Source organism: Oceanobacillus limi (genome assembly GCF_900111445.1).
Classification (GTDB): Bacteria; Bacillota; Bacilli; order Bacillales; family Amphibacillaceae; genus Ornithinibacillus; species Ornithinibacillus limi.
This window is the reverse complement of the sequence record NZ_FOHE01000004.1, coordinates 110,875-135,541: the sequence shown is the minus strand read 5'-3', so window position 1 is coordinate 135,541 and position 24,667 is coordinate 110,875. Positions and strand designations below refer to the sequence as shown.

The window sequence follows — 24,667 nt, the reverse complement described above, 5'->3', positions numbered from 1 at the left end:
TATATTCTAATTATTGTACTCGAATCAGTTAGGAGGAAAGAACGGTGGAAAATGTAATTGAAGTAAATAAGTTAGAAAAAGTATATGGCACTCAAACAGCCTTAGCAGATGTAAACTTCCAAGTGAAAAAAGGGGAAACTTTTGGTTTCTTAGGACCGAGTGGTTCTGGCAAAACAACTACGATTAAAATATTAACCGGTCAACTACGACCAACTTCTGGTGATGCTCAAGTATTTGGTCATTCCAATTCAGCTCTTAATCATCAGAGTTATCGCCAAAGAATAGGAGTTCTTACTGATAATAGTGGATTGTATCAACGACTTTCTATATATGATAATTTGAAATTGTACTGTGACCTGTATCATGTTCCCGTTCAGCGGATCGGAGAAGTGTTACAGCTGGTAAACTTAACAGACGAAAAGAAAAAGCTCGTATCGAAGTTATCAAAAGGGATGTTACAACGGGTATTATTAGCACGGACGTTATTACATGAGCCAGACCTTTTATTCTTGGATGAACCAACATCAGCATTGGACCCGGCTAATTCCAAACAAATTCATGAGGGGCTACGACGGCTAAATGAAAACGGAACGACTGTCTTTTTGACGACACATGACATGTCTGAAGCGGAAACATTGTGTGATCGAGTTGCTTTCTTGCATAAAGGAAAAATTAAACTGCTTGATGAACCGAAGAATTTACGTAGAAAATATTCCGATTCCACAATCACACTGGAGTTGAAGGATGGAAGGGAGATTGTTCTGCCTGGTGGTTCAGAAGGTGCAGATGTAGTTTACCAGTATTTATCTACGAATCAAGTTGTTTCCATTCATTCCAACGAGCCTACATTAGGGGATATATTTGTTGATATAACAGGGAGGGAGTTAGTATGAGTTTATCGTTAAAACGAATCTATGCGATCTTTCTAAAAGATTTGAAGGATTTATCGAAGAATCTATATGTAAGTTCGATTGTTATATTACCGTTGTTTTTTGCAATTATGTATAGTCGAATTGATCAACCAACTATTGAAATACACTATCTAATTATCAATTTAACCTTAGTGTCAATCACTGCAACTATTCAATGTGCCGTTATTGCAGAAGAGAAGGAGAAAAATACGTTGCGTGGTTTAATGTTATCTCCAGCTACCGTCTTAGAAATTTTAACCGGAAAAAGTTTTGTAAGCTTAGTATTAACTGCCGTTACGATTTTGGTCTGCATGAATATAACAGGATATATGCCAGAAAATACAGTTTTTGTTTTGATAGCAATATTATTATCGTGTGTTTTTTACTTAGGACTAGGTACATTACTTGGACTTGTCACTAGAACAGTAGTAGAAGCCTCTGTAATCATTATGCCTTTTTTGTTTCTATTTGGTTTTGGTTCTCAATTGCAAGGACTAACGGATCAGTATTCGATTCTTGCGTTTGTTAATTACATGCCAAATACCCAGTTAATTGAGTTTGCCCATAAAGTAGAGGATGGATTAGGGTTTGCTGATCTTTGGAGTCATCTGTTAATTATTCTTGCTTGGGGAGTGGCAATAGGAATTTTAACAATTGGCGTCTATCGTAAACGAGAAATGGATGAATAATAAACAGGGTGAGATCTGAAAACTACCAAGATCTCACCCTGTTCCTATTAACCTAATTCCTTGTCCAAGAATGCATAAAAGTCGACCCACTCATCTATAATCTTAGTGGTTGGTTTCCCTAGACCATGACCTGCTTTCGATTCTAGGCGTAACACAATCGTAGAATCCGGGTCTGCTTTCTCCAATAATGTTGCCGCAAACTTCTTCGCATGTGCAGGAACAACGCGATCATCACTTTCGGCAGTTGCAATGAGGACAGCCGGATATTTTTGTCCATTTTTAATATGATGCAGTGGGGAGTACGCAAATAGAAATGGAAACTGCTCCGGATTTTCTGCACTTCCATATTCAGGAACCCAGTAACGTCCAATGGTAAATTTGTGATAGCGTAGCATATCAATAACTGGAACCCTACAAATTACCGCTCCGAATAAATCAGGTCTTTGTGTCATGCATGCTGCTACTAATAACCCACCATTCGAACCACCCATGATGGAAAGTTTTTCTTTTTTCGTGTATTTGTTTTCAATCAGCCATTCTCCAGCCGCAATAAAATCATCAAATACATTCTGTTTATTTGCTAGCATTCCAGCTTTATGCCACTCTTCACCATATTCTGTTCCCCCGCGGAGATTTGCTACAGCATAGATGCCGCCTTTTTCGAGCCAACGTAAAATGGCGGGATTAAAGGAAGGGGTTATATTAATATTAAATCCACCATAACCGTATAATATTACTGGATTTTCCCCACTTAATTTGATTGCTTTGTGGCATGTAATAAACATTGGTATTTTAGTACCATCCTTCGATGTGTAGAAAACCTGTTTTGTTTCATAAGTTGACGTATCAATTGGGAGTTTCGACTCTGCAAATGTAGTTAATTGTTTACTTTTTAAATCGTATTGATAGACAACAGTAGGACTAAGGAAAGTTGTAATTCCAAAGTAAATTTCATCAGTATCTTTGCTTCGCGTCATGTTAGTTAAAGAACCGAGCACGGGCAAGTCAATAGGGTACAGGTAATCCCCGTTCATATGATAAACATGAAGCTGGTGGTGTGCGTCATGTAATAAAGCTACGATGAATTTATCATTGATGTATAGAACATTGTCCATTAGATCCGATTGTTCTGGAACGATCTCTCGCCAATTTTCCTTTTCAGGATGATTTGCATCAATTGCAATAATTTTTCCGTTTGGAGTATGTAGATCTGTTCTAAAATAGAAGATATTATCCTTATTTGTAATATAGGAGTATTCAGCATCTTGGTTATCTAATAATCTTACAAATTCACCATTAGAATCTAGCTTCCTCATATAGAACCGATTTTCCGTAGCTGTTCCATGTAATACATAGAGACATAGATATGTTTCATCTTCACTTACTACGGGCGAAAACATTAATTCCTTTTCTTCGGGTTGCTCATGGATAAGAACATCTTCACTTTGATCTGTTCCTAATTTATGAAGGTAGACTTTATTATAATTGCTTTCGTCCTCTGGTTTTACACTTCCGGGTTTAGGAAAGCGGCTATAAAAGAATCCTGAATGGTCAGGTAACCAAGCAATATTTGTAAATTTAACATACTGAATAAGGTCATCCATATCTTGTCCAGTTCTAACATTTCGTACGCGTATTTCTTGCCAATCACTACCATGAGTCGATGTAGCATACGCCATGTACCTTCCATCATTGCTAAATTTATAATTTGTCATTGCAACAGTACCATCATCACTTAGTACGTTAGGATCAATAAGAACTGTATCTTCTTTATCTCCTTGTTTATATAGGATCGCTTGGTTTTGTAATCCATCATTTCTTTGATAGAAGATCTGATCCTTTACCTTTTGTGGAACAAAGAATTTTGGGAAATTCCATAGCTCTTCCAGCCGTTTTTTGTCATCCTCTTTCGTAGTCGTATCCGAAAAGTATGCATCACATTGTTCTTTCATCCAATTGCTCCACTCCATGGATTCCTTTGAGTCCGGATTTTCTAACCATCGATATGGATCAGCTACTTCGGTGCCGTGGAAGTTTTCTATAATGTTATCTTTTTTTACGTTAATCAAGGTATCCCTCCTTTTCTGTGTAGTATAAAAATTCGCCAAACCTTGATCGAATCCCTTTATTAATTAAAATTTTTCAGTCTCCATCTAAAAAATCTGTTTACCTTAATTATAATATGGTTATTTGTTTCATAGTATATAGAAATGAGGCCGAATAATGGAATGCTAAATTGTATTTAGACATGAATAGTTTTATCGGTGCTTGGGTATAATTTCCTAGTGACAATTTCATCATCGATTATTGACTTTTTTAAATGGTGGATTTATACTTCCAATATAAGACTTTTGGAGATTCATATTTTTTTCAAGAAAAACTAAAACGTTTTCATATTTTTTTTAGTAGATTACTAAAACGTTTTAGTATTTTTAAAGAACAAATTCGAAAACGTTTTCGAAAGGAAGTATCCATATGATGGAATATTCGTTAGGGGAAGGGAACTTTAAAGATTGGATTGTTGCAGAAACTAAGTTTTCCCCTGATTTATTAGGTAAAGGTGAATCAATCATGTATCTTGGGAACGGATACATGGGACTGAGATCAGCGACTGAAGAACCTTACTTACAAGAAACTAGGAATTTATTTGTAAATGGTACCTTTAACAAAGCCTTTCCGAATGAAGTTACGGAGCTACCGAATATAGCTGACAGTACAAGAATTGACATACGTGTTGATGGAGAACGCTTTAGTCTTGAGCTAGGAAAAACAAATGAATACATCCGTCAACTAAATTTAAAGACAGCAGAATTAACCCGTAATATAAATTGGACATCTCCAAAGGGGAAGGAATTGCGGTTCCAGTTTAAACGATTTGTATCTTTAGATAATCTACACCTGATTGGTATGAAGATGGAGGTAGAGAGTTTAACTGACACGGTTGATTTATCGTTTGATTCAGGAATTAATGCTCAATTAAGTAATTCAGGCTCACAACATTTCCTTGAAGGTGAGCGTAGAGTTTTTGATAGACAGTTTCTATCACTCACACAAACTACTTCTGAATCAAATGTAGATATAGCAATCAATACAATGCATCGCATCTCTAAAAACGGAAAAGAGACTAACAATATAGAGCCAAGAATGGACATGGCACGGCGTAGTGTTTGGCTCACATATGATATCCAACTTGAGCCGAAGGAAAAATTGCAAGTTGAAAAGCTGACAACAATATATACAAGTCGTGATAACGTATTGGAAGAATCTAGCGATCAACTAGAAGCGTTACGTGATTATTCATTGAATCAATTGAAAGCGATTTCTGAAAAGGGTTACGATAAATTGTTTGAAGATCATCAGCATGCCTGGAAACGAAAAGTCTGGGACGTATATAACCTAGATGTCAAAAGTGAGTATTCCTATGATTTACTTGCATTACGATTTGCGATTTACCATCTTACGGTAATGACGCCAGCACATGATGATCGAATGGGAATTGGTGCAAAAGCCCTAAGCGGAGAAGGGTATAAAGGTCATTCCTTTTGGGATACGGAAATTTTCATTCTACCATTCTTCACGTATGCTAACCCGAAAGTTGCGAAATCACTATTAACCTATCGTTATCATGGTCTAATTGGTGCTAGAAGAAAAGCCAAGGAGAATGGATACAGTGGAGCGATGTACCCATGGGAAGCCGCTTGGCCAACAGATGGTGAAGTTACTCCGTTATTTGGGGATATTGATATCGTAACAGGAGAGCAAACAAAAATCTGGTCTGGTTTAATTGAACAGCATATTACCTCGGATATTGCCTTTGCCGTTTTTCAATATTATCTTGTTACAGGTGATCACGCGTTTATGGAACGATATGGTTACGAAATGATATTTGATACTGCAAATTTCTGGGCTAGCCGATTGGAATGGGATGAGAAAAGAAGGGAATATCATATTAACAATGTGATTGGGCCAGATGAGTATAAAGAGCATGTTAATAATAACGCATATACAAATTATATGGCTTACTTCAATTTACGACTAGCAGGACGTTACTATGAATTGTTAAAAGATAATAACCCTGACCTACTCTATCGTTTAAACGAGCGATTGAATTTAAAAGAGCCTTACCATGATTGGCAAAGGAAGGCTGATAACCTTTATATACCAAAGCCACGTAAGGAAGACCTTGTTATTCCACAAGATGATACGTATTTAAGCTTGAAAGAGATAGACTTATCTAAATATAAAAATCAAGAGCAGGTAAGAGGTATATATAGGGATTATAACCCGGAGCAAATTAATGAGATCCAAGTAACCAAACAAGCAGACGTATTAGTCTTACTCTACTTACTAGAACAAACTTTCTTAAAAGAAGATTTTCGTTTAACACGTGAGCTTAAACATGCAAACTTCGATTTTTATGAACCAAGAACATTACATGACTCATCCTTAAGTCTAGCAACGCACGCAATTTTAGCAAACGATATTGAAAAAGCAGATCTAGCATACGCCTTATTTAAAGAAGCTACAGAAATTGATCTTGGACCAAACATGCAGTCTTCAGATGAAGGTGTACATGCGGCATCTATTGGTGGTATTTGGTCATCAGCGATATTTGGTTTTGCCGGGCTACGTTTAGACGGGGAAAAGCTTCGTATTAACCCGTCATTGCCGAAGCATTGGGATGAAATGAAATTCACAATTAATTGGAAAGGGCAACCAATAACCTTGCTCATTACGCAGTCATTATTAACTGTAAAAGCTGAGAATAAGGAACCGATTAGTTTTGAAACCTTTGGTAAAGCATACAGTTGTACAGATTATTTGGAAGTACCAATTTAGTAAACATTAACTAGCGTTATTTACTGGGTGATTTAATCATCCTTAAATAAAAAAATTATTATTAAGGGGAGGATTTCAAATGAAATTCCGTAAAAGTCTTTTATTTTTAGTAGCAATCACGGTTGTGCTCGTATTAGCAGCATGTGGTGGAGAAGATAATGAAGGGAACGAGAACTCAGAAGGGTCTGAAGCATCTTCAGGAGAAAAAATTACCATTTTCCAAAGTAAAGTAGAAATCTCAGAGCAACTAGAAGAATTGGCGGCTGAATATGAAGAAGAAACAGGTGTTGAAGTAGAGGTGTGGGGAACAACCGGCGATGACTACTTCCAGCAATTACAGATTCGTTTAAACAGTAATCAGGGACCATCGATTTTCAGTGTTCGTCATATAACAGAAGCAGAGAAATTAGATTCTTATTTATATGATATGAGTAATGAACCGTTTGTTGAGCATATTGCTCCTGATATGGCATTAGAGTATGATGGAAAAGTTGTTGGTGTACCATATGGTGTTGAAGGTTTTGGATTAGTTTATAATAAAGATTTAGTTAGTGAAGAAGATATTGCTGACTATGAATCTTTCATTAATACATTAGAAGAATTCAATGGAACAGATGTAGATGGTCTTAGTCTAGCACAAGAAGCATATTTCTTAATCGGGCACTTAAGTAATTATCCTTTCTCACTACAGGATGACAACTATGAATATATTCAACAATTAAACAATGGTGATGTAACAATGGCTGATACAGAAGAGTTCCAAGCATTTGGTCAGTTAATGGAAGATCTACGTGCAAACATTCCAAACCCATTAGACATTACGTATGATGAGCAGGTTGGAGATTTTGCTACTGGTAAAACAGCGATGATCCATCAAGGGAACTGGGCATATGGTATGTTTGAAGATTATGATTTAGACTTTGAAATTGGTATGGCGCCACTTCCATTATTAGATAATGATAAGTTAGAGGTTGGTGTAGGAAGTAACTGGGGAATTAACGGAGAGAAAGATGATGCAGAAGTTCAAGCTGCAGCAGACTTCTTAAACTGGATGCACACGAGTGAAACTGGTATGCGCTACATTGTCGAAGAATTCGGTGCGGTACCTGCCTTCACAAATATTGAAGCAAATGACTTAGATCCATTATCACAAGCGGTGTTGGATGCGACGAATAGTGGGGAAACAATTCCATGGTCACATAACTACTATCCAGCAAATGTAATTGTGAATGACTTTGTACCAGCTACAGAGAACTTCTTCTTATCAGAGGATGTATCTGGTGATGATTTCATTGACAGCTTAGATACGGCTTGGCAAAACGCAACTAAATAAGTAGAGAATTAGAGACAAGATAGGGAGATAAATCAGAGATGAATGATCAACCAATGATGTATTATCTCAAAAGATTATCTTCCTATCACTTTTTCATAAATCTTTTATAGAACGATCTTTCTTCTAGTAGTAATAGGTTATAACCTTCTAGAGAAAAACGATCAAATTATTAAATTGGAAAGAAGGGGTTGACGTGACAAATAGAATGACCAAAGGTTGGTTTGCGTTATTCACTATCCCACTTTTATTAATCTTTGTTACGGTAGTAATTATTCCATTCTTAATGGGAATCTATTATTCCTTTTTCGACTGGGATGGTATTGGGGCAAACCCAATGGTATTTGTAGGGCTAGACAACTATTTGCAATTATTCAGTGATACCCGTTTTATGGACTCTGCTTGGATAACGGTAAAGTTCACAATATTAGCTCTTATAACGGTTAATATTCTTGGTGTTACTTTTGCACTGCTCGTAACATCTGCATTGAAAACAGTTAACGCAGCAAGGGCTATGTTATTTATGCCAAACTTAATTGGTGGACTAATTCTTGGTTATATATGGCAATTTATATTTACAGATGCATTTAAAATCATCGGAGAAGCAACAGGCTTTGAAAGTGTCTTCTTCAACTGGTTATTAAATCCGGATTATTCCCTATATGCACTTGTATTCGTATTTACATGGCAAATGGCAGGATATATGATGATTATTTATATTGCGGGTATACAAGGAATTTCCAATGACGTTATTGAAGCATCTATGATCGATGGAGCAAGCTATTGGCAGAGACTACGAAAAATTATTTTACCACTACTAATGCCATCATTTACAATCTGCTTGTTCTTAACATTATCGTTTGCTTTTAAAATCTATGACGTAAACTTATCCTTAACAGGTGGAGGACCAGTTAACTCGACGGAATTATTCGCATTACACATTTATAATGAGATATTCGGTTATGGAAACTATGGCTTTGGTCAAGCAAAAGCGGTTATCTTTTTCGTAATTGTTGCAGCGGTAACATTAACACAAGTTTATATTACGAAGAAAAGGGAGGTTGAGATGTAATGAAAAAATCCAGTAAATTAATAAGAGAACTATTACTCTTATTAGGCGCATTGGTCTTCTTATCTCCCGTTTATATCATGGTTGTCAACTCGTTTAAAAATCGCCAAGAGTTATATGAAAATGTGATTGCTCTTCCATCTGAATTTAGTCTACAGTATTATTTGGATGCAATGGATAAAATGAACTTCATGACAGCACTTGGAAATTCTCTATTTATTACGATAACCTCTGTCATATTCATTGTTATTCTATCTTCAATGACAGCCTGGATGTTGGCTAGAACGGATAATGTCTTGAGTAAAATTATTTTTATGACATTTATAGCAACAATGCTTATTCCTTTCCAAACCTTGATGATGCCACTCATTCAATTTATGGATACACTTTCAGGTGTATTACCTGTTGAAATGTTAAATACACGTGGCGGTTTAATCTACATGCATGTAGGTTTTAATGCAGGGATGGCTGTTTTCCTTTATCACGGTTTTGTTCGTTCAACTGTCCCAATTTCATTGGAGGAAGCAGCGACAATAGATGGTTGTACGAAGTTCGGATTATTTTGGAGAATCGTATTTCCAATGTTAAAACCAATTACAGTAACAGTTATCATCTTAAATGTTATTCAAATTTGGAATGACTTCTTATTACCATCTTTAACGTTAACGGATACATCCTTACGTACCATTCCATTGTCTACTTTCTATTTCTTTGGTGAGTTTACCATCCAATGGAACTTAGCGATGGCTGGATTAACGTTAACGGTTATTCCGGTTGTGATCTTTTATATTTTTGCTCAAAAGCATATTATTAAAGGGATTGGTGAGGGAGCAGTTAAGTAAATTGACTAATTGAAGAATAATCGGCATCCAAGAAGTACAAGAATATAATCCAAAAAGGATGCCGAATGTGTTTTTTCTATCTATTCCATTCAATCCAGGAGGGAAATGGAATGAATTATTCAGGATTTATGGGGGGATTATTTTCTCTAGCCGAATGGATAATGCGTTTTACGGTTGTAAATATCCTTTGGATAATAAGTAACCTTCCAATCTTTATTATCGTTTTCGTGATGTTCTTAACACCATCTAATCTAGCAAATGTTATATTAGCTATTCCGATCGCAATCTTATTCCCAATTTTGTTTTTCCCAAGTTTAGCAGCAGCGTATGCTACAGTTCGCGATTGGATTATCAACAAAGAGAAAGTGTCATTGTTAGGTGCTTTTTGGACATATGGAAAGGAAAATTATAAAACAAGTTTTCAATCCGGTCTACTAGTAACAGGCTTATGGATTATCTGGGCGGTAGATTTTTACTATTTCTATCAACAGAACAATTTTCTTGGCTTTATCATGTTAATCATTGGCGTAGGATTGTTTGTATTTATGACCAATTTCATTTGTTTAAGTGTACACTACCATATGACGAAAAAAGAACTTTTTAGAAATGCCTTTTTAATTACTGTAGGTAATCCATTATTATTTATATCCATTATAATTATTCATGCATCTGTCATTTACATGAGCATGAGAATTTGGTTCTTATTTCCGTTTTTCTCATTATCTGTTACTGCCTTCTTGACTTTTTATGCCTTTTATCGATTCACGTTAAAAATGGAAGCGAGAGCGATGAAGGTGACAAAACGCTAGAATTATATGGATGATTAGAAAGATGTAATTAAATTTACAGGAAGTGATGTGAAAATGGCAACGATAAAAGATGTTGCGAAAAAAGCAGGTGTTTCCAATAGCGTTGTATCGAGGGCGTTTAATAATTACCCAGACATCAATGAGAAAACTCGACAACGGATTTTTGAAATTGCAAAAGAACTAAACTACACGCCAAATATTGTTGCTAAAAATCTATCCTCTAAAAGACAAAAAACAATTGGATTAATTGCTTCAGGTATCTTCACTCAAAATACGAAGGATACGGTTTCATTTGAAGTACTTAAAGGAGTTTATACTGGTGTACAGGAAAATGATTATGAGCTCTCGATTTTTTTAATTGATTCTATGAAACAAGAACAAAAAAGTTATGCTCAGTTTTGTCGGGATCGAAAAATAGGAGGAATTATTTTACAAGGAATTCGTACGGATGACCGTTATTTTAATGAGCTTATGGATACCAATATACCTTGTGTGATGGTTGATGTCGTTTCAAAAAATAGTAGTCGTTTAATTGGTAGTGTTACGAGTGATAACTTTGGAGCAAGTAAAAAAGTGGCGACATATGTATTAAATCACGGACACAGGGATATCGCTGTCATTGCAGGAACGAAAGAAACCTATGTTAACTCGGAGCGATTAAAAGGAATTGAACGAGCATTTGGAGATTTCGGCTTGGAGCTTCGAGAAGAAAATATTCTTTATGCAAATTTCTCTGAAGAAAGAGCATATACCTTGGCTAAGAAATATTTAGAGGTAAAACGTCCTTCGGCATTCATTTGTATTAGTGATTTGATGGCATATGGTGTTATGAAAGCAATAAAGGATAAGGGCTTACGCGTTCCAGAGGACATCTCCGTTACCGGGTTTGATGATCTACTCTTAAGTGATTTCACACAACCAAGATTGACTACCATCAAGCAAGATTTTTTTGAGATGGGAAAACAATCTGCTTTATTACTTCAACAGCTTATGGAAAATAAAGAAGAGGAAAAGCTAGTATGTGTAGATCATGAGTTAATGGAACGTGAAAGTGTTCAAACATTTAAAGAAGACGTATTGGAGGCAGTAGACAACGATGGACAAACCAAACATCTTAATGATTATATCACATGATACAGGCAGGCATATCGGTAGCTACGGGCATAATGTAGAGACGCCAGAGTTAAATGATTTAGCTGAAAATGGTGTTCAGTTTAATAACTATTTCTGTTCTCAACCACAATGTAGCCCGAGCCGTGGCAGTATTTTAACAGGAATGTATGGCCACAATCATGGAATGCTAGGGTTAGCGCATATGGGCCATTCGATGAAAAAAGATATGGAGACAATCCCTTCTGAGATGAGTAAAGCCGGATATGATACTTGGTTGTTCGGTTTCTTTCATGAGTCAATTGATGGAGAATTAGATGGCTCCAAGCTTGGATATGAGCATGTGGTGGAAGTGCCGGGGAACGCAGCTAAAAAAGTAACCGATAAGGTCGAGACGTTTTTAAAAGAAAGAGCTTCCTCATCAGATCAGACGCCATTTTATGCTTCAGTTGGGTTCGAGGAGACACATCGTCCATTTGATGACTTTGAACCAGTTCCCCTCGAGTCGGTGGAAGTTCCCGATTATTTACCAGATACGCCAAAAGTGAGAGAGGATTTGGCATATTTCTATGGCTCTGTTAAAGAGCTTGATAAAGCTGTTGGCAGAATTAAAAAATCGTTAGAAGAAAATGGTTTGGCAGAGAACACATTATTAATTTATACAACAGATCATGGCATAGCATTCCCTAGAGCGAAAGGGACCTTATTAGATGCTGGTCTAGAAACCGCTCTTATTATGCGTCTTCCAAAAGGTATGAAAAATAATGGAAGGGTGCAAGATGAGCTGCTTTGTAATATTGACCTTATGCCAACCCTACTTGAACTAGCTGGTGGAAAGGTTCCAGATGGAATAGACGGAACAAGCTTCTTACCTTTATTAAGGGAAGAATCGTATAAAGAGCGTGAGAGTTTTTTCTGTGAGTTAACCTGGCATGATCGTTATCATCCGATGAGAGGTATTCGAACCAATAAATATAAATATATTCGAAACTTTGAGGACGGGCCAAAAGTATATTTACCATATGATATTCATGAAAGCTTGTCTGGGCAAGATGTTCGAGAAGAGTATTATGTATCCAATTCAAAAGAAGAGTTGTATGACCTTGAACAGGATCCATTAGAGCAAAAGAACCTTGCAAATAATGAAGAATATCAGGAAATAGTAAGTAACCTGCGGTTGAAGGTAGAACAATGGATGAGAGAAACGAAGGATCCGTTATTAGAAGGGCCTGTTCCAGGTGAAGAAGCGACAGAGTGGAGAAAAGAAATTGAAGCAGGAAGAGTATATAAAGGTTCAAGCAGCAACTAATTAAATCGAAAAAAGCAGGCTGGTACAAGGGTGAGGTGACTGGCTTGCTTCTTGCATCAGATACATAAAATGATTGGAGGAAGGGAAAATGAATGACAGAGGAGCTTCGAATTGTTGTGGGGTGAACCGATCATCCCAGACGAATACTTCCTTAGAGAAACTGCAAATACATAGCCATTCCTCCAATAAACAGGTAAATATAGAAAAAATGATCCGAATTACTGGTGGGAAGTTTTTGATGGGAACGGATTCGAAAAAAGGCTTTCCTAATGATGGTGAAGGTCCTATTAGAGAGGTAGAAGTTAACTCATTTTTCATGGATTCACATACCGTTACAAATAAGGAATTTAAAACTTTTATCGATGACACTGGTTATCTAACAGAAGCAGAACGTTTTGGTTGGTCCTTTGTTTTCTACCAGTTAATTAATCCGAAAACCGCAAGAACTGTTCGACAAAAAGTACAACAAACTCCTTGGTGGTGGGTGGTAGAAGGGGCTAGCTGGAAACACCCAGAGGGACTTGATTCGACAATAGAAAGCCGAATGGATCACCCGGTTGTCCATGTTTCCTGGAATGATGCCCAAGCATTTTGTAAGTGGGCAGGCAAAAGACTCCCAACGGAAGCAGAGTGGGAATATGCTGCTCGCGGTGGTTTAGAACAAAAGGAATATCCTTGGGGAAACGAGTTTATGCCAAATGGTGAGCATTATTGTAATACCTGGCAAGGGAAGTTTCCTTATGAAAATACACAAGAGGACGGTTATTTAGGAACAGCTTCAGCAAAATCATTTCCAGTGAACGGGTATGGGTTATATAATATGGCAGGAAATGTTTGGGAGTGGTGTTCGGATTGGTTCCAAAAAGATATTCACGTACTCGGTGAGAAGACAAACCCTTTAGGTCCAAAGAATGGGGATAGCCGGGTAATGAGAGGTGGATCTTATCTTTGCCAGGATTCGTATTGCAATCGCTACCGTGTGGCGGCAAGGACATCTAATACACCGGATAGTTCATCTGGAAACATTGGGTTTCGTTGTGTGATGGATATGGATTAAAGCGACCCTTTAATCAGGAGGAGCCTTCTTCCAATAGTTGTTAGTTGAACCAATAGGATTTTTGTGTACAGTCCCTTATCACTTGAACTTTCTATGGTGAGGATCTAGCTATCTGTTACATACGGGATAAAAATACAACAAGTTTTTTCAGAAAGGAATAAGGTTTATGTCACAATCGCCGAAGTTATTTATTTTTGATTTGGATGGAGTTATTACAGATACAGCAGAGTTTCATTATTTAGCTTGGAAAAAGCTAGCCGAGGAGCTTGGTGTTACGTTTGACCGACAGTTTAATGAGCAATTAAAAGGTATTAGTCGTATGGAATCACTAGAACGAATTTTGGCTTTAAATCCTGCTTTATCCTTAACCGAGGAAGATAAGGAACAACGTGCTCATGATAAAAATGAATATTATAAAAACCTTATCGCTTCAATTGACGGTGAACACACCTTACCGGGTATCGAAAATTTACTTAAAGAGATCCAGGGTAGTGGAATTAAAATTGCTCTTGGCTCTGCAAGTAAAAATGCATCAATGGTGCTAGAAAAGCTAGGTCTAACAAATTACTTTAATTATATTGTGGATGCGGCAAAGGTGAGTAAAGGGAAGCCAGATCCAGAAACATTTACAACTGCAGCAGATACACTAGGGATAGCATACTCCGATTGTATTGGGGTTGAAGATGCAGCAGCCGGAGTAGAAGCGATTAATAAAGCGGGGATGTTCTCCGTTGGCGTTGGTTCATCAGACCATTTAGCTGCCGCAGATTATATCGTAGAGGATACAGCTAAATTAAATTTTGAAGAAATTGTAAGACAATATGTAAGCTGGAAGGGAAAACCTTAAGAATTATAGACTGCCAGGAGTGTTTAATTATGACGTGGAAGTTAACGAAGTCCGAGTTGGATAATCAAAATCTATTAGTAAACGAAAGCTTGCTTTCCTTAGGAAATGGTTATCTAGGAGTGCGTGGTAATTTTGAAGAAGGTTATCATGATGGGTATAAATCTATTCGTGGTACGTATATTAATGCGTTCCATGATGAAACGGAGATATCTTATGGGGAAAAGCTACATGCTTTTCCAGAAACGCAACAGAAGCTGGTAAATATTATTGATGGTCAAGGAATCCATATTTACATTGATGATGAGTTATTTTCCCTATTTGATGGAGAAATTATTGCATTTGAACGGAATTTACATGTTGATGCTGGTTTTGTAGAGCGGATTATTCATTGGAAGTCTCCAAAAGGGAAGGAATTAAAGCTCCACTTCAGACGCGTTGTTTCTTTTGAAGTGAAAGAACTATTTGCTATTGATGTGAGAATTGAACCTGGTAGTAATGTGGAACAGGTGAAGATCGTTTCAACGCTTGAAGGGGATGTTTCCAACTTTGTTGATAAGAGTGATCCACGTGTAGCTTCAGGTCATGCGAAACGTCTTAAAGTGAGTGAGGTGGATAAGAAGGGGGCATATAGTGTCGTAAAGGATACTACCTATGTAACTAATCTAGAAGTTGCTAGTGTGACATCAACTAGGGTCTCTACTACCAACTCATATGATAGCGAAGTTACAGATACAGGGGTTAAAGAAGTGTATATTTGTGAGGGGAATGGAGTCATCGATTTCACAAAGTTTAATGTATACACAGATACACTCAGACACGGGAAAACGGTTGTGGAACAGGCATTAGCTATCCAGGACGAATTGGAAAACAAAACGTTTGAAGATCTGTTGGACGCACAGAAGCGCTATTTGGATGCATTTTGGAGTAAATCTGATATTCAAATTGATGGGGACGATGAGCTCCAACAAGGAATTCGATTTAATCTATATCATTTATTGCAATCAGCTGGTAAAGATTCGGTTAGTAATATCGCAGCCAAAGGATTATCTGGCGAAGGATATGAAGGGCATTATTTCTGGGATACCGAGATCTATATGTTCCCTGTATTCCTAATGACTAACCCTGAAATAGCTAAAAACTTATTGTTGCATCGTTATTCTGTGCTAGATAGTGCGAGAGAACGAGCGAAAGAGATGGGGCACACGAAAGGTGCGTTATTCCCTTGGAGAACGATTACTGGCGGAGAAAGCTCGGCATTTTTCCCTGCAGGTACGGCACAATATCATATCAGTGCAGATATTGCATACAGCTTTATCCAGTATTATTTAGTAACAAAGGACGAGGATCTTCTCAAGACGTATATGGCCGAAGTTCTATTCGAAACAGCACGTCTCTGGGTAGATACTGGGCATATGTTGGATGGACAATTTCGAATTGATGACGTAACAGGTCCTGATGAGTATACCTGCATTGTTAACAATAACTATTATACGAATGCGATGGCTAAACATAATTTATTATGGGCTGCGAAAGTATATCAACAGTTAAAAGAGACGGAATCGTTACAAGAGTTGGCTAGTAAAATTAATGTAACGGAACAAGAAGTCAATGAGTGGCTGGAAGCTGGAGAAAATATGTACTTGCCATACGACGAAGACCTGAAAATCAACGCTCAGGATGATAGCTTCTTGAAAAAAGAACGCTGGGATTTGGAAAATACGCCTAAGGATAAATTTCCGTTGCTACTTAATTATCATCCGTTAACATTGTACCGCTATCAAGTGTGTAAACAAGCAGATACGGTGCTTGCTCATTTTCTTTTAGAAGATGAACAAGACGAAGAAACAATTAAAAATTCCTATGATTACTATGAGCAAATTACCACACATGATTCTTCCCTGTCGTATTGTGTGTTCAGTATTATGGGATCAAAGCTTGGTTATGATGACAAAGCATATCGATATTTTAATGAAACAGCAAGATTGGATTTAGATAATACACATGGAAATACGAAAGATGGGCTTCATATGGCAAATATGGGTGGAACCTGGTTAGCTATCGTATTTGGATTTGCTGGTTTAAGGGTAAAAGAAAGTGGGATATCTTTGCAACCAACACTACCTAAGCAGTGGAATTCCTTAGCATTTCACTTGCAGTACCAAGGTCGATTGCTTAAGGTTCGGATGGAGAATGAAGTCATCACGTATACCATTGAAGAAGGCGACAGCTTGGAGATAATGCATCATGGCAAGCCTGTTGTTTTAGAAAAAGGTAAGGAAGTAGAAATGGCTATTCAAGTATAAATTCAAATTTAGAGATATAAGAAGTGATACCTTCTACTAGGGGGTATCATTTTTATTTTGGAATAGTTTGTAATGGCATTAGCGCGCTAAGCTTACTATTGCTATTTATTAAACAGTGAGTTACCATAACAGTGTCTTATATTGGTAGAATTTTCCCTTCTCTAATACCGTTTTGTTGTTCCTCCCCTCCTACTCACAAAAAATCCTTGTTCATTATTCTTTAAATCAATATTTAATAAAGGATGTGGTACTGTGAAACCATTTAAAGAAGCATTTAACGATTGGCTTCAAAAAAATATTAATGAAGAGAAGAATCATCGCAGAAGAGAAATATTGGAGAAAGGATTAGGACATGGAACTGTTGAATTTCTACGTCTTATTTGGTATCCAACCATTGGCAATTTTGACTATTTATATCCAGAATGGGAAGTAAGAGACTTCAATAACGGATACCGTTATCTTGATCTTGCCTATATGCCTAGAGATGCTAAAGGAGGAATAGAGATTCAAGGTTACGGTCCTCATGCTCGAGATCTTGATGTTAGAAGGTTTAAAGATTTATGCTGGCGACATTCTTTGCTAACTTTAGACGGCTGGACTTTTCTTCCGATTGCTTACTTATCCATCAAAGACGAACCCAAACAGTGTCAACAACTCATTCTCTCCTTTATCGGTAACTTTATTTCAACAAAAGCCCCCTCTCATTTATCCTGGTTAGAAGCAGAGACGGTACGATTTTCGCGACGAATGCTTCGGCCAATTACCCCACTGGAACTCGCAAAACATCTGAGAATCAGTGATCGTCATTCCCGAAAAATATTACATCAATTGGTAGAACAACAGATATTGGTTGTTGCAAGTGGCAAACAACGAGCGAGAACGTATAAGCTTAATACTCGGTAAGTGATACAGAAATGGTATGTAAGTCATGTGGATCCTCATTCCTCTATTCCCTTCAAACACCATATAATTTGCAGGTATTATGATCGACATTCCGCTATTTACCGATATCAAGCAGAATGAAGGCGCTAATTGCACCAATAGAGGAACGAGGAACCAATTTAACCCTTGAGAAGGGGAGTTCTGGCCGAATAGCGGAATGAGGAACCAGTTTATAAGTCATGTGGAACCTCATTCCGTTATTCCATTCAAACACCATGATAGTTGAAGATTATATGATCGACATTCCGTTATGTATTAAAATCAAGCGGAATGAAGGCACTAATTGCACCAATAGAGGAACGAGGAACCAATTTAACCCTTGAGAAGGGGAGTTCTAGCCAAATAGCGGAATGAGGAACCAGTTTGTAAGTCATGTGGATCCTCATTCCGTTATTCTGATCAATTATATTATCGGGTAGGGTAAAGGTTTGTTTTTGCACAAACAAACAATCCAAACCTGATAAACCTACAAATGTGAATGCTGGTTTGATGGAGCATAGCGGGCTCGAACCGCTGACCTTTTGTCTGCCAGACAAACGCTCTCCCAGCTGAGCTAATGCCCCCTAAATACTTATATATTATTATATAAGACCTCTTATGTTTATATCAACTCAATCCTAATTAAACTCATCTAATAACATATAGGAAAAATTAACTGTTTTATGAAAAATAGTAGATAAATAGACCGAGTTTCTAGGATTTTTACAATTAGTTAATGGTATCTTACTAAGTTCTATGCCATATTAATAGTGTGTTAGATTCGTATAATGTAACACAATATTATATTAAATGGAGGGTACGAATGAAAAATTCAATTGTTCAAAAAGGGTTTTACTTATTTCTTATTTTTGCGCTTGTATTTATGAACTTTTCATCGGTATTTACTATGAAAGTCTCAGCGGAAAGCGAAGAAGAATTTGCTGAGGATTTGTTTATCTCTGAGTATATTGAAGGCAGCTCGTATAATAAAGCAATTGAAATTTTTAATGGGACCGGGCAAGTAGTAGATTTAGGAGCATATCAACTACAATTGTATAGCAATGGGGCTAGTACACCAACGCAAACCCTGAATCTGTCTGGCGAATTGGAGCATGGAGATGTCCTTGTGATGGCTCATCCAAGTGCTGATCAAGCCATAATAGATGTGTCTGACATGACGAATGGTGCACTTATAAACTTCAATGGAGATGACGCATTCGTACTCGCAAAAAATGATCAAGTATTAGACGTTATAGGAATAGTCGGTGAACGAGAGAGCTTTGGACAAGATAAGACGTTCGTTAGAGATGCGTCTGTTACTGCACCGAAGAATACGTATGAGGAAATGGAGTGGACGGACTACGCTCAGGATACATTTGCGTATCTTGGAAGCCATACAATGGATGGCGTGGACCCTAATGATCCTGGAGAACCAGGTGAACCAGGTGAAACGATTGACATTGCCGATGCTCGTGAGCTTAGTGATGGAACAATAGTTACAGTGGAAGGAATTGTAACAGCAGCTAATGAAGCGATTAGTAATGGCTCACAATTTACGACCTATATTCAAGATGACACCGGAGGAATTAACCTTTTTTCCTATGAGCAAGGAGAACTACCAAATCTAGAAAAAGGTGATTTGGTTCAAGTTGTAGGGGAACTAGATTCCTATAATGGTTTAAAAGAAATTATTCCAGATTCAATAGAAGTAGTGGAGAAGGGTCAAGAATTACCTGAAGCACAACAAATCACACTTGAAGACTTACAAGATTCTGAGGTAGCTGAGTCTTATGAAGGTGAATTGGTTCAGGTTAACGGTTATATTCATAACATTCCTGACACTCCTGCTGGTGGAGGATATAACGTTTCCTTTATAGATGAAGAGTTTAATGGGACGACCTTACGTGTGATGGAAAATGCGCTAGATATTTCTCAAGTAGACTCAGATAGATGGTATGATGTAACAGCAATTGTAAGTCAATATAACGATTATCAGTTAATTCCTACGGAGCAGGCTGATATCGAACTAGCAGCGGAACAACCAGCGCCTCCATCTGCCAAAGGTTTTTATGAAACCACTGTTGAAAGCATAACGGATGGTGATACGATTCGTGTTGCTGATCCCGTGTTCGGAGAAACAAGAGTACGGTTTTTGAATATGGATACACCAGAAACATATGCTGCACATAATAATGATCCGGATAGAGAAGAGGTTAACGCTAATCAGAAGTATTATGGAGATCTAGCAACAGATTATATGCGTGAGTTATTGCAACCAGGTGATGAGATATATTTAAAAATAGGTGATGAACCAACAGATGATTATGGAAGGATTTTAGCAGAAGTCATTCGAAAAGACGATGATATAAATATTAATTTAGAAATGGTGGCACAAGGTTATGCTTCTACGTATTTTATAGCTCCGATTGATGAAGAAGTATACCCAGATTATCAAAACGCAGTCAAAGAAGCAAAAGACGCAGAGCTTGGTATATGGAATTCGGAAAATCCATTACTTGAACTACCTTTTGTATTTCGAGCATTTGATGATCAAAAAGGATTATTACGCTATGTTGGGAACTCGGACACACTGGAGTATGTGGAACCACAAGATTGGGCAGATGTACCGGTAGAAAAACGGATCTTTTTCTCCAGTGCAGAGGAAGCGGAGTCTTATGGATATGCACCTGTAGATGGAGGTGATAATGCAGATCCGAATATTCTCGAATTACAACTATTAAGCATGAATGATCTGCATGGGAAAATTGATCAAGAATATACTCTTGATCCTGATGGGGACGGCAATAGTGATTGGTATGGCCGTATGGATTATACGGCGTCGGCAATAAAGGAACGTAAGATGGGAAATGAAAACACACTCATCGTACATGCAGGCGATATGATTGGTGGAAGCTCCCCAGTCTCAGGCTTACTACAGGATGAACCAACAGTAGAGATTATGGAGGAAATTGGATTTGATGTAGGTACTGTAGGGAACCACGAGTTTGATGAAGGGCTTGATGAACTGCTACGAATGGTGAACGGTGGAGAGCATCCAGATGGCCTTGGGACCGATGATTATGATGGTATGAATTTCCCGGTACTTTGTGCGAATTGTATTCAAGAGGATACAGGTGAAAATTTCCTACTTCCATTCCATGTGGAGGAAGTCGATGGAGTGGAGATTGGTTTTATAGGTGTAAATACGCAGGAAACAGTCAATATGGTTATGCCTTCTTCCTTGGAAAATGTAGCATTCACTGATGAAGTAGAAGCGGTAAATGATGCAGCATCACAACTAACAGCACAGGGCGTCGAAGCTATAATTGTTTTGGCTCACATGCCTGCAAGTCAATCCGGAGAAAGTGCAACTGGTGATGCAGCCAACTTAGCTCGAGATGTTGATGATGCAGTGGATGTTATTTTTGCAGCTCATAATCATCAAGTGGTAGATGCGGTTGTGGATAATAAGTTAATTGTTCAAGCTGCAGAGTATGGTCAAGCATTTGCAGATGTAGATTTGAAAATTGATCGTACGACAGGAGACATTTTTGAAAAAGAAGCGGAAGTAGAATTTGTAAACCAAGCAGATTATACTCCAGATGAGAAAGTAGCTACCATTTTAGATACTTACGCAGAGGAAATTGCATCAATAATAAATGAAGTGGTTGGATATAACTTTCAAGATTTAACAGGAAGTTATACGAATGATTCTGATCATGGTTTAGGTAATTTAATTGCAGATGGTATGAACTGGGCAATGGACAGTGATTTCGCTATGATGAACGGTGGTGGAATTAGAGATGTATTGTTAGAGGGGCCGATTACATGGGGAGAATTATATAACATTCAGCCCTTTGGAAATACGCTTATGCGTGTTGAAATTAAAGGTGCAGATCTTTACCCTATATTAAATGATCAATTATCTAGTTACGGTTCTGACTATAGTATCTCAGGATTCCATTATACATTTAATCCGGAACTTCAAGAGGTTGTCGAAATTACTTTACCAGATGGTTCTCCTATCAATGAAGAGGCAGTATATACGTTAACTATAAACAATTATATGGGAACTTCTGAAGGGCCAATTAAAGAGCTTGGTCAGAATCCAATTATGGGACCAGAAGATATCGATGCAACCGTTGATTTTGTTCGTAGTTTGAATAGTTCTGAATCAAATCCAATCGTTTATGGTCCAGAAGGTAGAATCGCTGTTATGGATGAAGTGCCTGGTGAAGAAGAAAGACCCGTAGTAGAAATAGAACCGAAGAAAAACAATGGAACAGCTACCGTACACACAAGAGATTTAGAAGCTTTAGAAGATGGTGTTCAGGTTGTAATCAATATTTACAATGCCAAAAAGCCTAGAAAATTACTACTGAATAAAAAACAAGTTGATATATTAAAAGATAAAGAGGTAACCTTAGTTGTTACCAATGGTAGTAATTCAAAAACCTTTGAAATGATTGACGTGAAAGCTAAGGTTCTAAAGGTAAACTTAGAAGACTAATTTAAAGGCATTCTCCAATTAAGGGGGAATGCCTCTTTTTTCGCCGATATAACAAGCAACCATCATCTTCAGTAGTCAAATAAGGTAAAACTCTCTACGTATGTTTTAAATTGCTTCTTACATATGAAAATTATAAATTAACTGTTTCTTTTATGGTGTCTTTACAGTATATTATTAAGTGATGAATAGTAAACTAGTTTTTTAATAATAAAGGAGGTCTACACATGCAAGAAGATTACCGGTTTAAAATAGCAAATCGGGAAGCGTTAATTGGTGTTGGATTGGTTATCTTTAATTTTATTTGGTGGTTTGCTTTTGCCTATGGAATGGGAAGCAAAGATCCAGAAGAATACACCTATGTATTTGGACTACCGGATTGGTTTTTCTACAGTTGTGTAGTTGGCTTCGTTGTAATGGCAGTATTGGTAACCTTTATAGTGAAGAAATTCTTTGTAGAGGTTCCCTTTGATGATGAAGAGGAAGAAGGGAATGAAAATAAATGAACTGGGAAGCGATTATCCCACTAATTGGATTTTTAATCATTATATTTGGTGTTGGAATGTATGCAGGGAAAAAAGTTCAATCCTCCAATAACTTTCTAGATGAGTATTTTTTAGGCGGACGAAGTTTAGGTGGTTTTGTACTAGCAATGACAATGACTGCTACATACGGAAGTGCTAGTAGTTTTATTGGCGGACCTGGAACGGCCTATACACAAGGGCTAGGCTGGGTATTACTAGCGATGTCACAAGTAGCAACAGGTTATTTTGTGTTAATGATTTTAGGAAAGAAGTTTGCGATTGTAACTCGAAAGTATAAAGCTGTAACAATGGTTGACTTCTTGAGGAAGCGCTATCAATCAAAGTGGGTTGTACTATTTTCTGCTATTAGTATTATTATCTTTTTATTTTCAGCTATGGCAGCTCAATGGATTGGTGGAGCTAGGTTAATAGAATCCCTTACAGGTTTATCGTATATATCTGCATTATTTATTTTTGCTTTATCCGTTTTACTATATGTCACAATTGGTGGATTTCGAGCAGTAGCTTTAACAGATGCAATTCAAGGAACTGTTATGTTTATTGGAACATTGATCTTGTTAATTGCTGTCATTATTGCAGGTGGTGGAATTTCCTCTATTATAGGGGATCTAACAGCTGAAAATCCGAATTTAGTTACGCCATTTGGCTCGGAAGCTAGTCTAACACCGGCCTATGTATCTTCCTTTTGGATCCTTGTTGGTGTTGGGGTTGTTGCTTTACCACAAATTGCTGTACGCTCTATGTCTTACAAAAATTCTCGCTCCATGCACCGAGCATTAATTATTGGGACGATTGTCGTTGGATTTATCATGTTAAATATGCATTTGATTGGTGTTTTTGCAAGGCCGATCTTACCTGGGATTGATGTTCCAGATACGGTAATGCCGTTAATTGCCCTTGAAGTAATGCCAGCCTGGCTAGCTGGAATTGTATTGGCTGCACCAATGGCTGCAATTATGTCTACCGTTGATTCGCTGTTATTATTAGTTAGTTCATCGATTGTAAAGGACGTATATTTAAATTATGTACAGCCAAAAGCATCTCACCAACGTGTGAAATGGCTTAGTATTGGTATAACAGCCGTATTAGGGATTATTGTATTTTTAATGTCTTTAAATCCACCGGAATTAATTATTTGGTTAAATCTATTCGCCTTTGGTGGTTTGGAGGCTGCCTTTATTTGGCCAGTTGTAATGGGGCTTTACTGGAAGCATGGAAACAAATATGGCGCAATTGCATCAATGATTGTAGGGGTAGGTTTATATATTCTTTCTGACTTTGAGGTATTTGCACAACCATTTGGTATGCATGCAGTTGTTTTACCAATTTTTGTTGCTTTCTTTGCCTATGTTATTGTTAGTTTGGCAACGAAGAAGTTTGTTTCCAATCAAATGAATTTATCCTAATAACATTATCATTAGGTGTTTCTATAAATTTGATATAAATTACGTGCGTTCCGAAGAATGGGAGGACCCGGAACGGAAATACATTTTGCTTATTGATGGCAACTGCTAGTCCTCTTCATGCTACCGCATCTCGGGACTTCATCCTCCTTCATAGAATTCAATACTTTATCATG

At 37.4% G+C, this 24,667-nt stretch carries 17 protein-coding genes and 1 tRNA gene; 16 read left to right on the top strand and 2 right to left on the bottom strand.

Annotated features, from left to right (window positions below; translation table 11 throughout):
• Window positions 1–44: 44 nt before the first annotated feature.
• Both BMX40_RS06300 and BMX40_RS06295 read left to right on the top strand, forming a co-directional pair.
• Window positions 45–893 (top strand): ABC transporter ATP-binding protein, encoded by an 849-nt coding sequence (locus tag BMX40_RS06300; protein WP_090867972.1) that lies wholly within the window; start codon window positions 45–47, stop codon window positions 891–893.
• Window positions 890–1,600 (top strand): ABC transporter permease, encoded by a 711-nt coding sequence (locus tag BMX40_RS06295; protein ID WP_090867970.1) that lies wholly within the window; start codon window positions 890–892, stop codon window positions 1,598–1,600. The genes BMX40_RS06300 and BMX40_RS06295 overlap by 4 nt, the downstream gene beginning before the upstream one ends.
• Window positions 1,601–1,647: 47 nt before the next feature.
• Here the strand turns inward: BMX40_RS06295 and BMX40_RS06290 are convergent, their stop codons facing one another.
• A complete protein-coding gene (locus BMX40_RS06290) occupies window positions 1,648–3,669 on the bottom strand; it encodes a prolyl oligopeptidase family serine peptidase (protein ID WP_090867968.1) in 2,022 nt (673 codons plus the stop codon).
• Between the two features lie 406 nt (window positions 3,670–4,075).
• Between BMX40_RS06290 and BMX40_RS06285 the strand changes: the two genes are divergently transcribed.
• The 11 genes from BMX40_RS06285 to BMX40_RS06235 all read left to right on the top strand — a co-directional run bounded on the left by BMX40_RS06285 (window position 4,076) and on the right by BMX40_RS06235 (window position 18,018).
• Window positions 4,076–6,439, top strand: a complete 2,364-nt coding sequence (locus BMX40_RS06285; RefSeq protein WP_090867966.1) for a glycoside hydrolase family 65 protein — start codon at window positions 4,076–4,078, stop codon at window positions 6,437–6,439.
• A gap of 79 nt (window positions 6,440–6,518) precedes the next feature.
• Window positions 6,519–7,772: a sugar ABC transporter substrate-binding protein gene (locus BMX40_RS06280; protein WP_090867965.1), complete on the top strand. Its 1,254-nt coding sequence runs from the start codon at window positions 6,519–6,521 to the stop codon at window positions 7,770–7,772.
• Between the two features lie 205 nt (window positions 7,773–7,977).
• Window positions 7,978–8,841, top strand: a complete 864-nt coding sequence (locus tag BMX40_RS06275; RefSeq protein ID WP_090868186.1) for a carbohydrate ABC transporter permease — start codon at window positions 7,978–7,980, stop codon at window positions 8,839–8,841.
• A complete protein-coding gene (locus BMX40_RS06270; protein WP_090867963.1) occupies window positions 8,841–9,680 on the top strand; it encodes a carbohydrate ABC transporter permease in 840 nt (279 codons plus the stop codon). The genes BMX40_RS06275 and BMX40_RS06270 overlap by 1 nt, the downstream gene beginning before the upstream one ends.
• A 110-nt stretch (window positions 9,681–9,790) precedes the next feature.
• Window positions 9,791–10,489, top strand: coding sequence for a YesL family protein (locus BMX40_RS06265; RefSeq protein ID WP_170840678.1), 699 nt, complete (start codon window positions 9,791–9,793; stop codon window positions 10,487–10,489).
• 54 nt (window positions 10,490–10,543) lie between these two features.
• On the top strand, window positions 10,544–11,623 hold the full coding sequence (locus BMX40_RS06260; protein ID WP_090867958.1) for a LacI family DNA-binding transcriptional regulator: 1,080 nt from the start codon (window positions 10,544–10,546) through the stop codon (window positions 11,621–11,623).
• The gene (locus BMX40_RS06255; RefSeq protein ID WP_090867956.1) at window positions 11,586–12,908 is read left to right on the top strand and encodes a sulfatase family protein; all 1,323 of its coding nucleotides are present in this window, start codon (window positions 11,586–11,588) and stop codon (window positions 12,906–12,908) included. Before BMX40_RS06260 ends, BMX40_RS06255 begins: the two co-directional genes overlap by 38 nt.
• 88 nt (window positions 12,909–12,996) lie before the next feature.
• The gene (locus BMX40_RS06250) at window positions 12,997–13,965 is read left to right on the top strand and encodes a formylglycine-generating enzyme family protein (RefSeq protein ID WP_090867954.1); all 969 of its coding nucleotides are present in this window, start codon (window positions 12,997–12,999) and stop codon (window positions 13,963–13,965) included.
• A 166-nt stretch (window positions 13,966–14,131) separates the two neighbouring features.
• Entirely contained in the window at window positions 14,132–14,812 is a 681-nt protein-coding gene (gene pgmB, locus BMX40_RS06245; protein WP_090867953.1) for a beta-phosphoglucomutase, read from the top strand.
• A gap of 29 nt (window positions 14,813–14,841) precedes the next feature.
• A complete protein-coding gene (locus BMX40_RS06240; RefSeq protein WP_090867951.1) occupies window positions 14,842–17,115 on the top strand; it encodes a glycoside hydrolase family 65 protein in 2,274 nt (757 codons plus the stop codon).
• A gap of 252 nt (window positions 17,116–17,367) precedes the next feature.
• Entirely contained in the window at window positions 17,368–18,018 is a 651-nt protein-coding gene (locus BMX40_RS06235; RefSeq protein WP_090867949.1) for a transcriptional regulator, read from the top strand.
• Between the two features lie 529 nt (window positions 18,019–18,547).
• Here the strand turns inward: BMX40_RS06235 and BMX40_RS06230 are convergent.
• A tRNA-Ala gene (locus BMX40_RS06230) sits at window positions 18,548–18,620 on the bottom strand.
• 239 nt (window positions 18,621–18,859) lie between these two features.
• Between BMX40_RS06230 and BMX40_RS06225 the strand changes: the two genes are divergently transcribed.
• From BMX40_RS06225 to panF, 3 genes are all read left to right on the top strand, one after another.
• Complete coding sequence (locus BMX40_RS06225) at window positions 18,860–22,546, top strand: 5'-nucleotidase C-terminal domain-containing protein (RefSeq protein WP_090867948.1); 3,687 nt, start codon at window positions 18,860–18,862, stop codon at window positions 22,544–22,546.
• 224 nt (window positions 22,547–22,770) lie between these two features.
• A complete protein-coding gene (locus BMX40_RS06220; protein WP_090867946.1) occupies window positions 22,771–23,049 on the top strand; it encodes a YhdT family protein in 279 nt (92 codons plus the stop codon).
• A complete protein-coding gene (gene panF / locus BMX40_RS06215; protein ID WP_090867944.1) occupies window positions 23,046–24,494 on the top strand; it encodes a sodium/pantothenate symporter in 1,449 nt (482 codons plus the stop codon). The genes BMX40_RS06220 and panF overlap by 4 nt, the downstream gene beginning before the upstream one ends.
• Window positions 24,495–24,667: the final 173 nt, after the last annotated feature.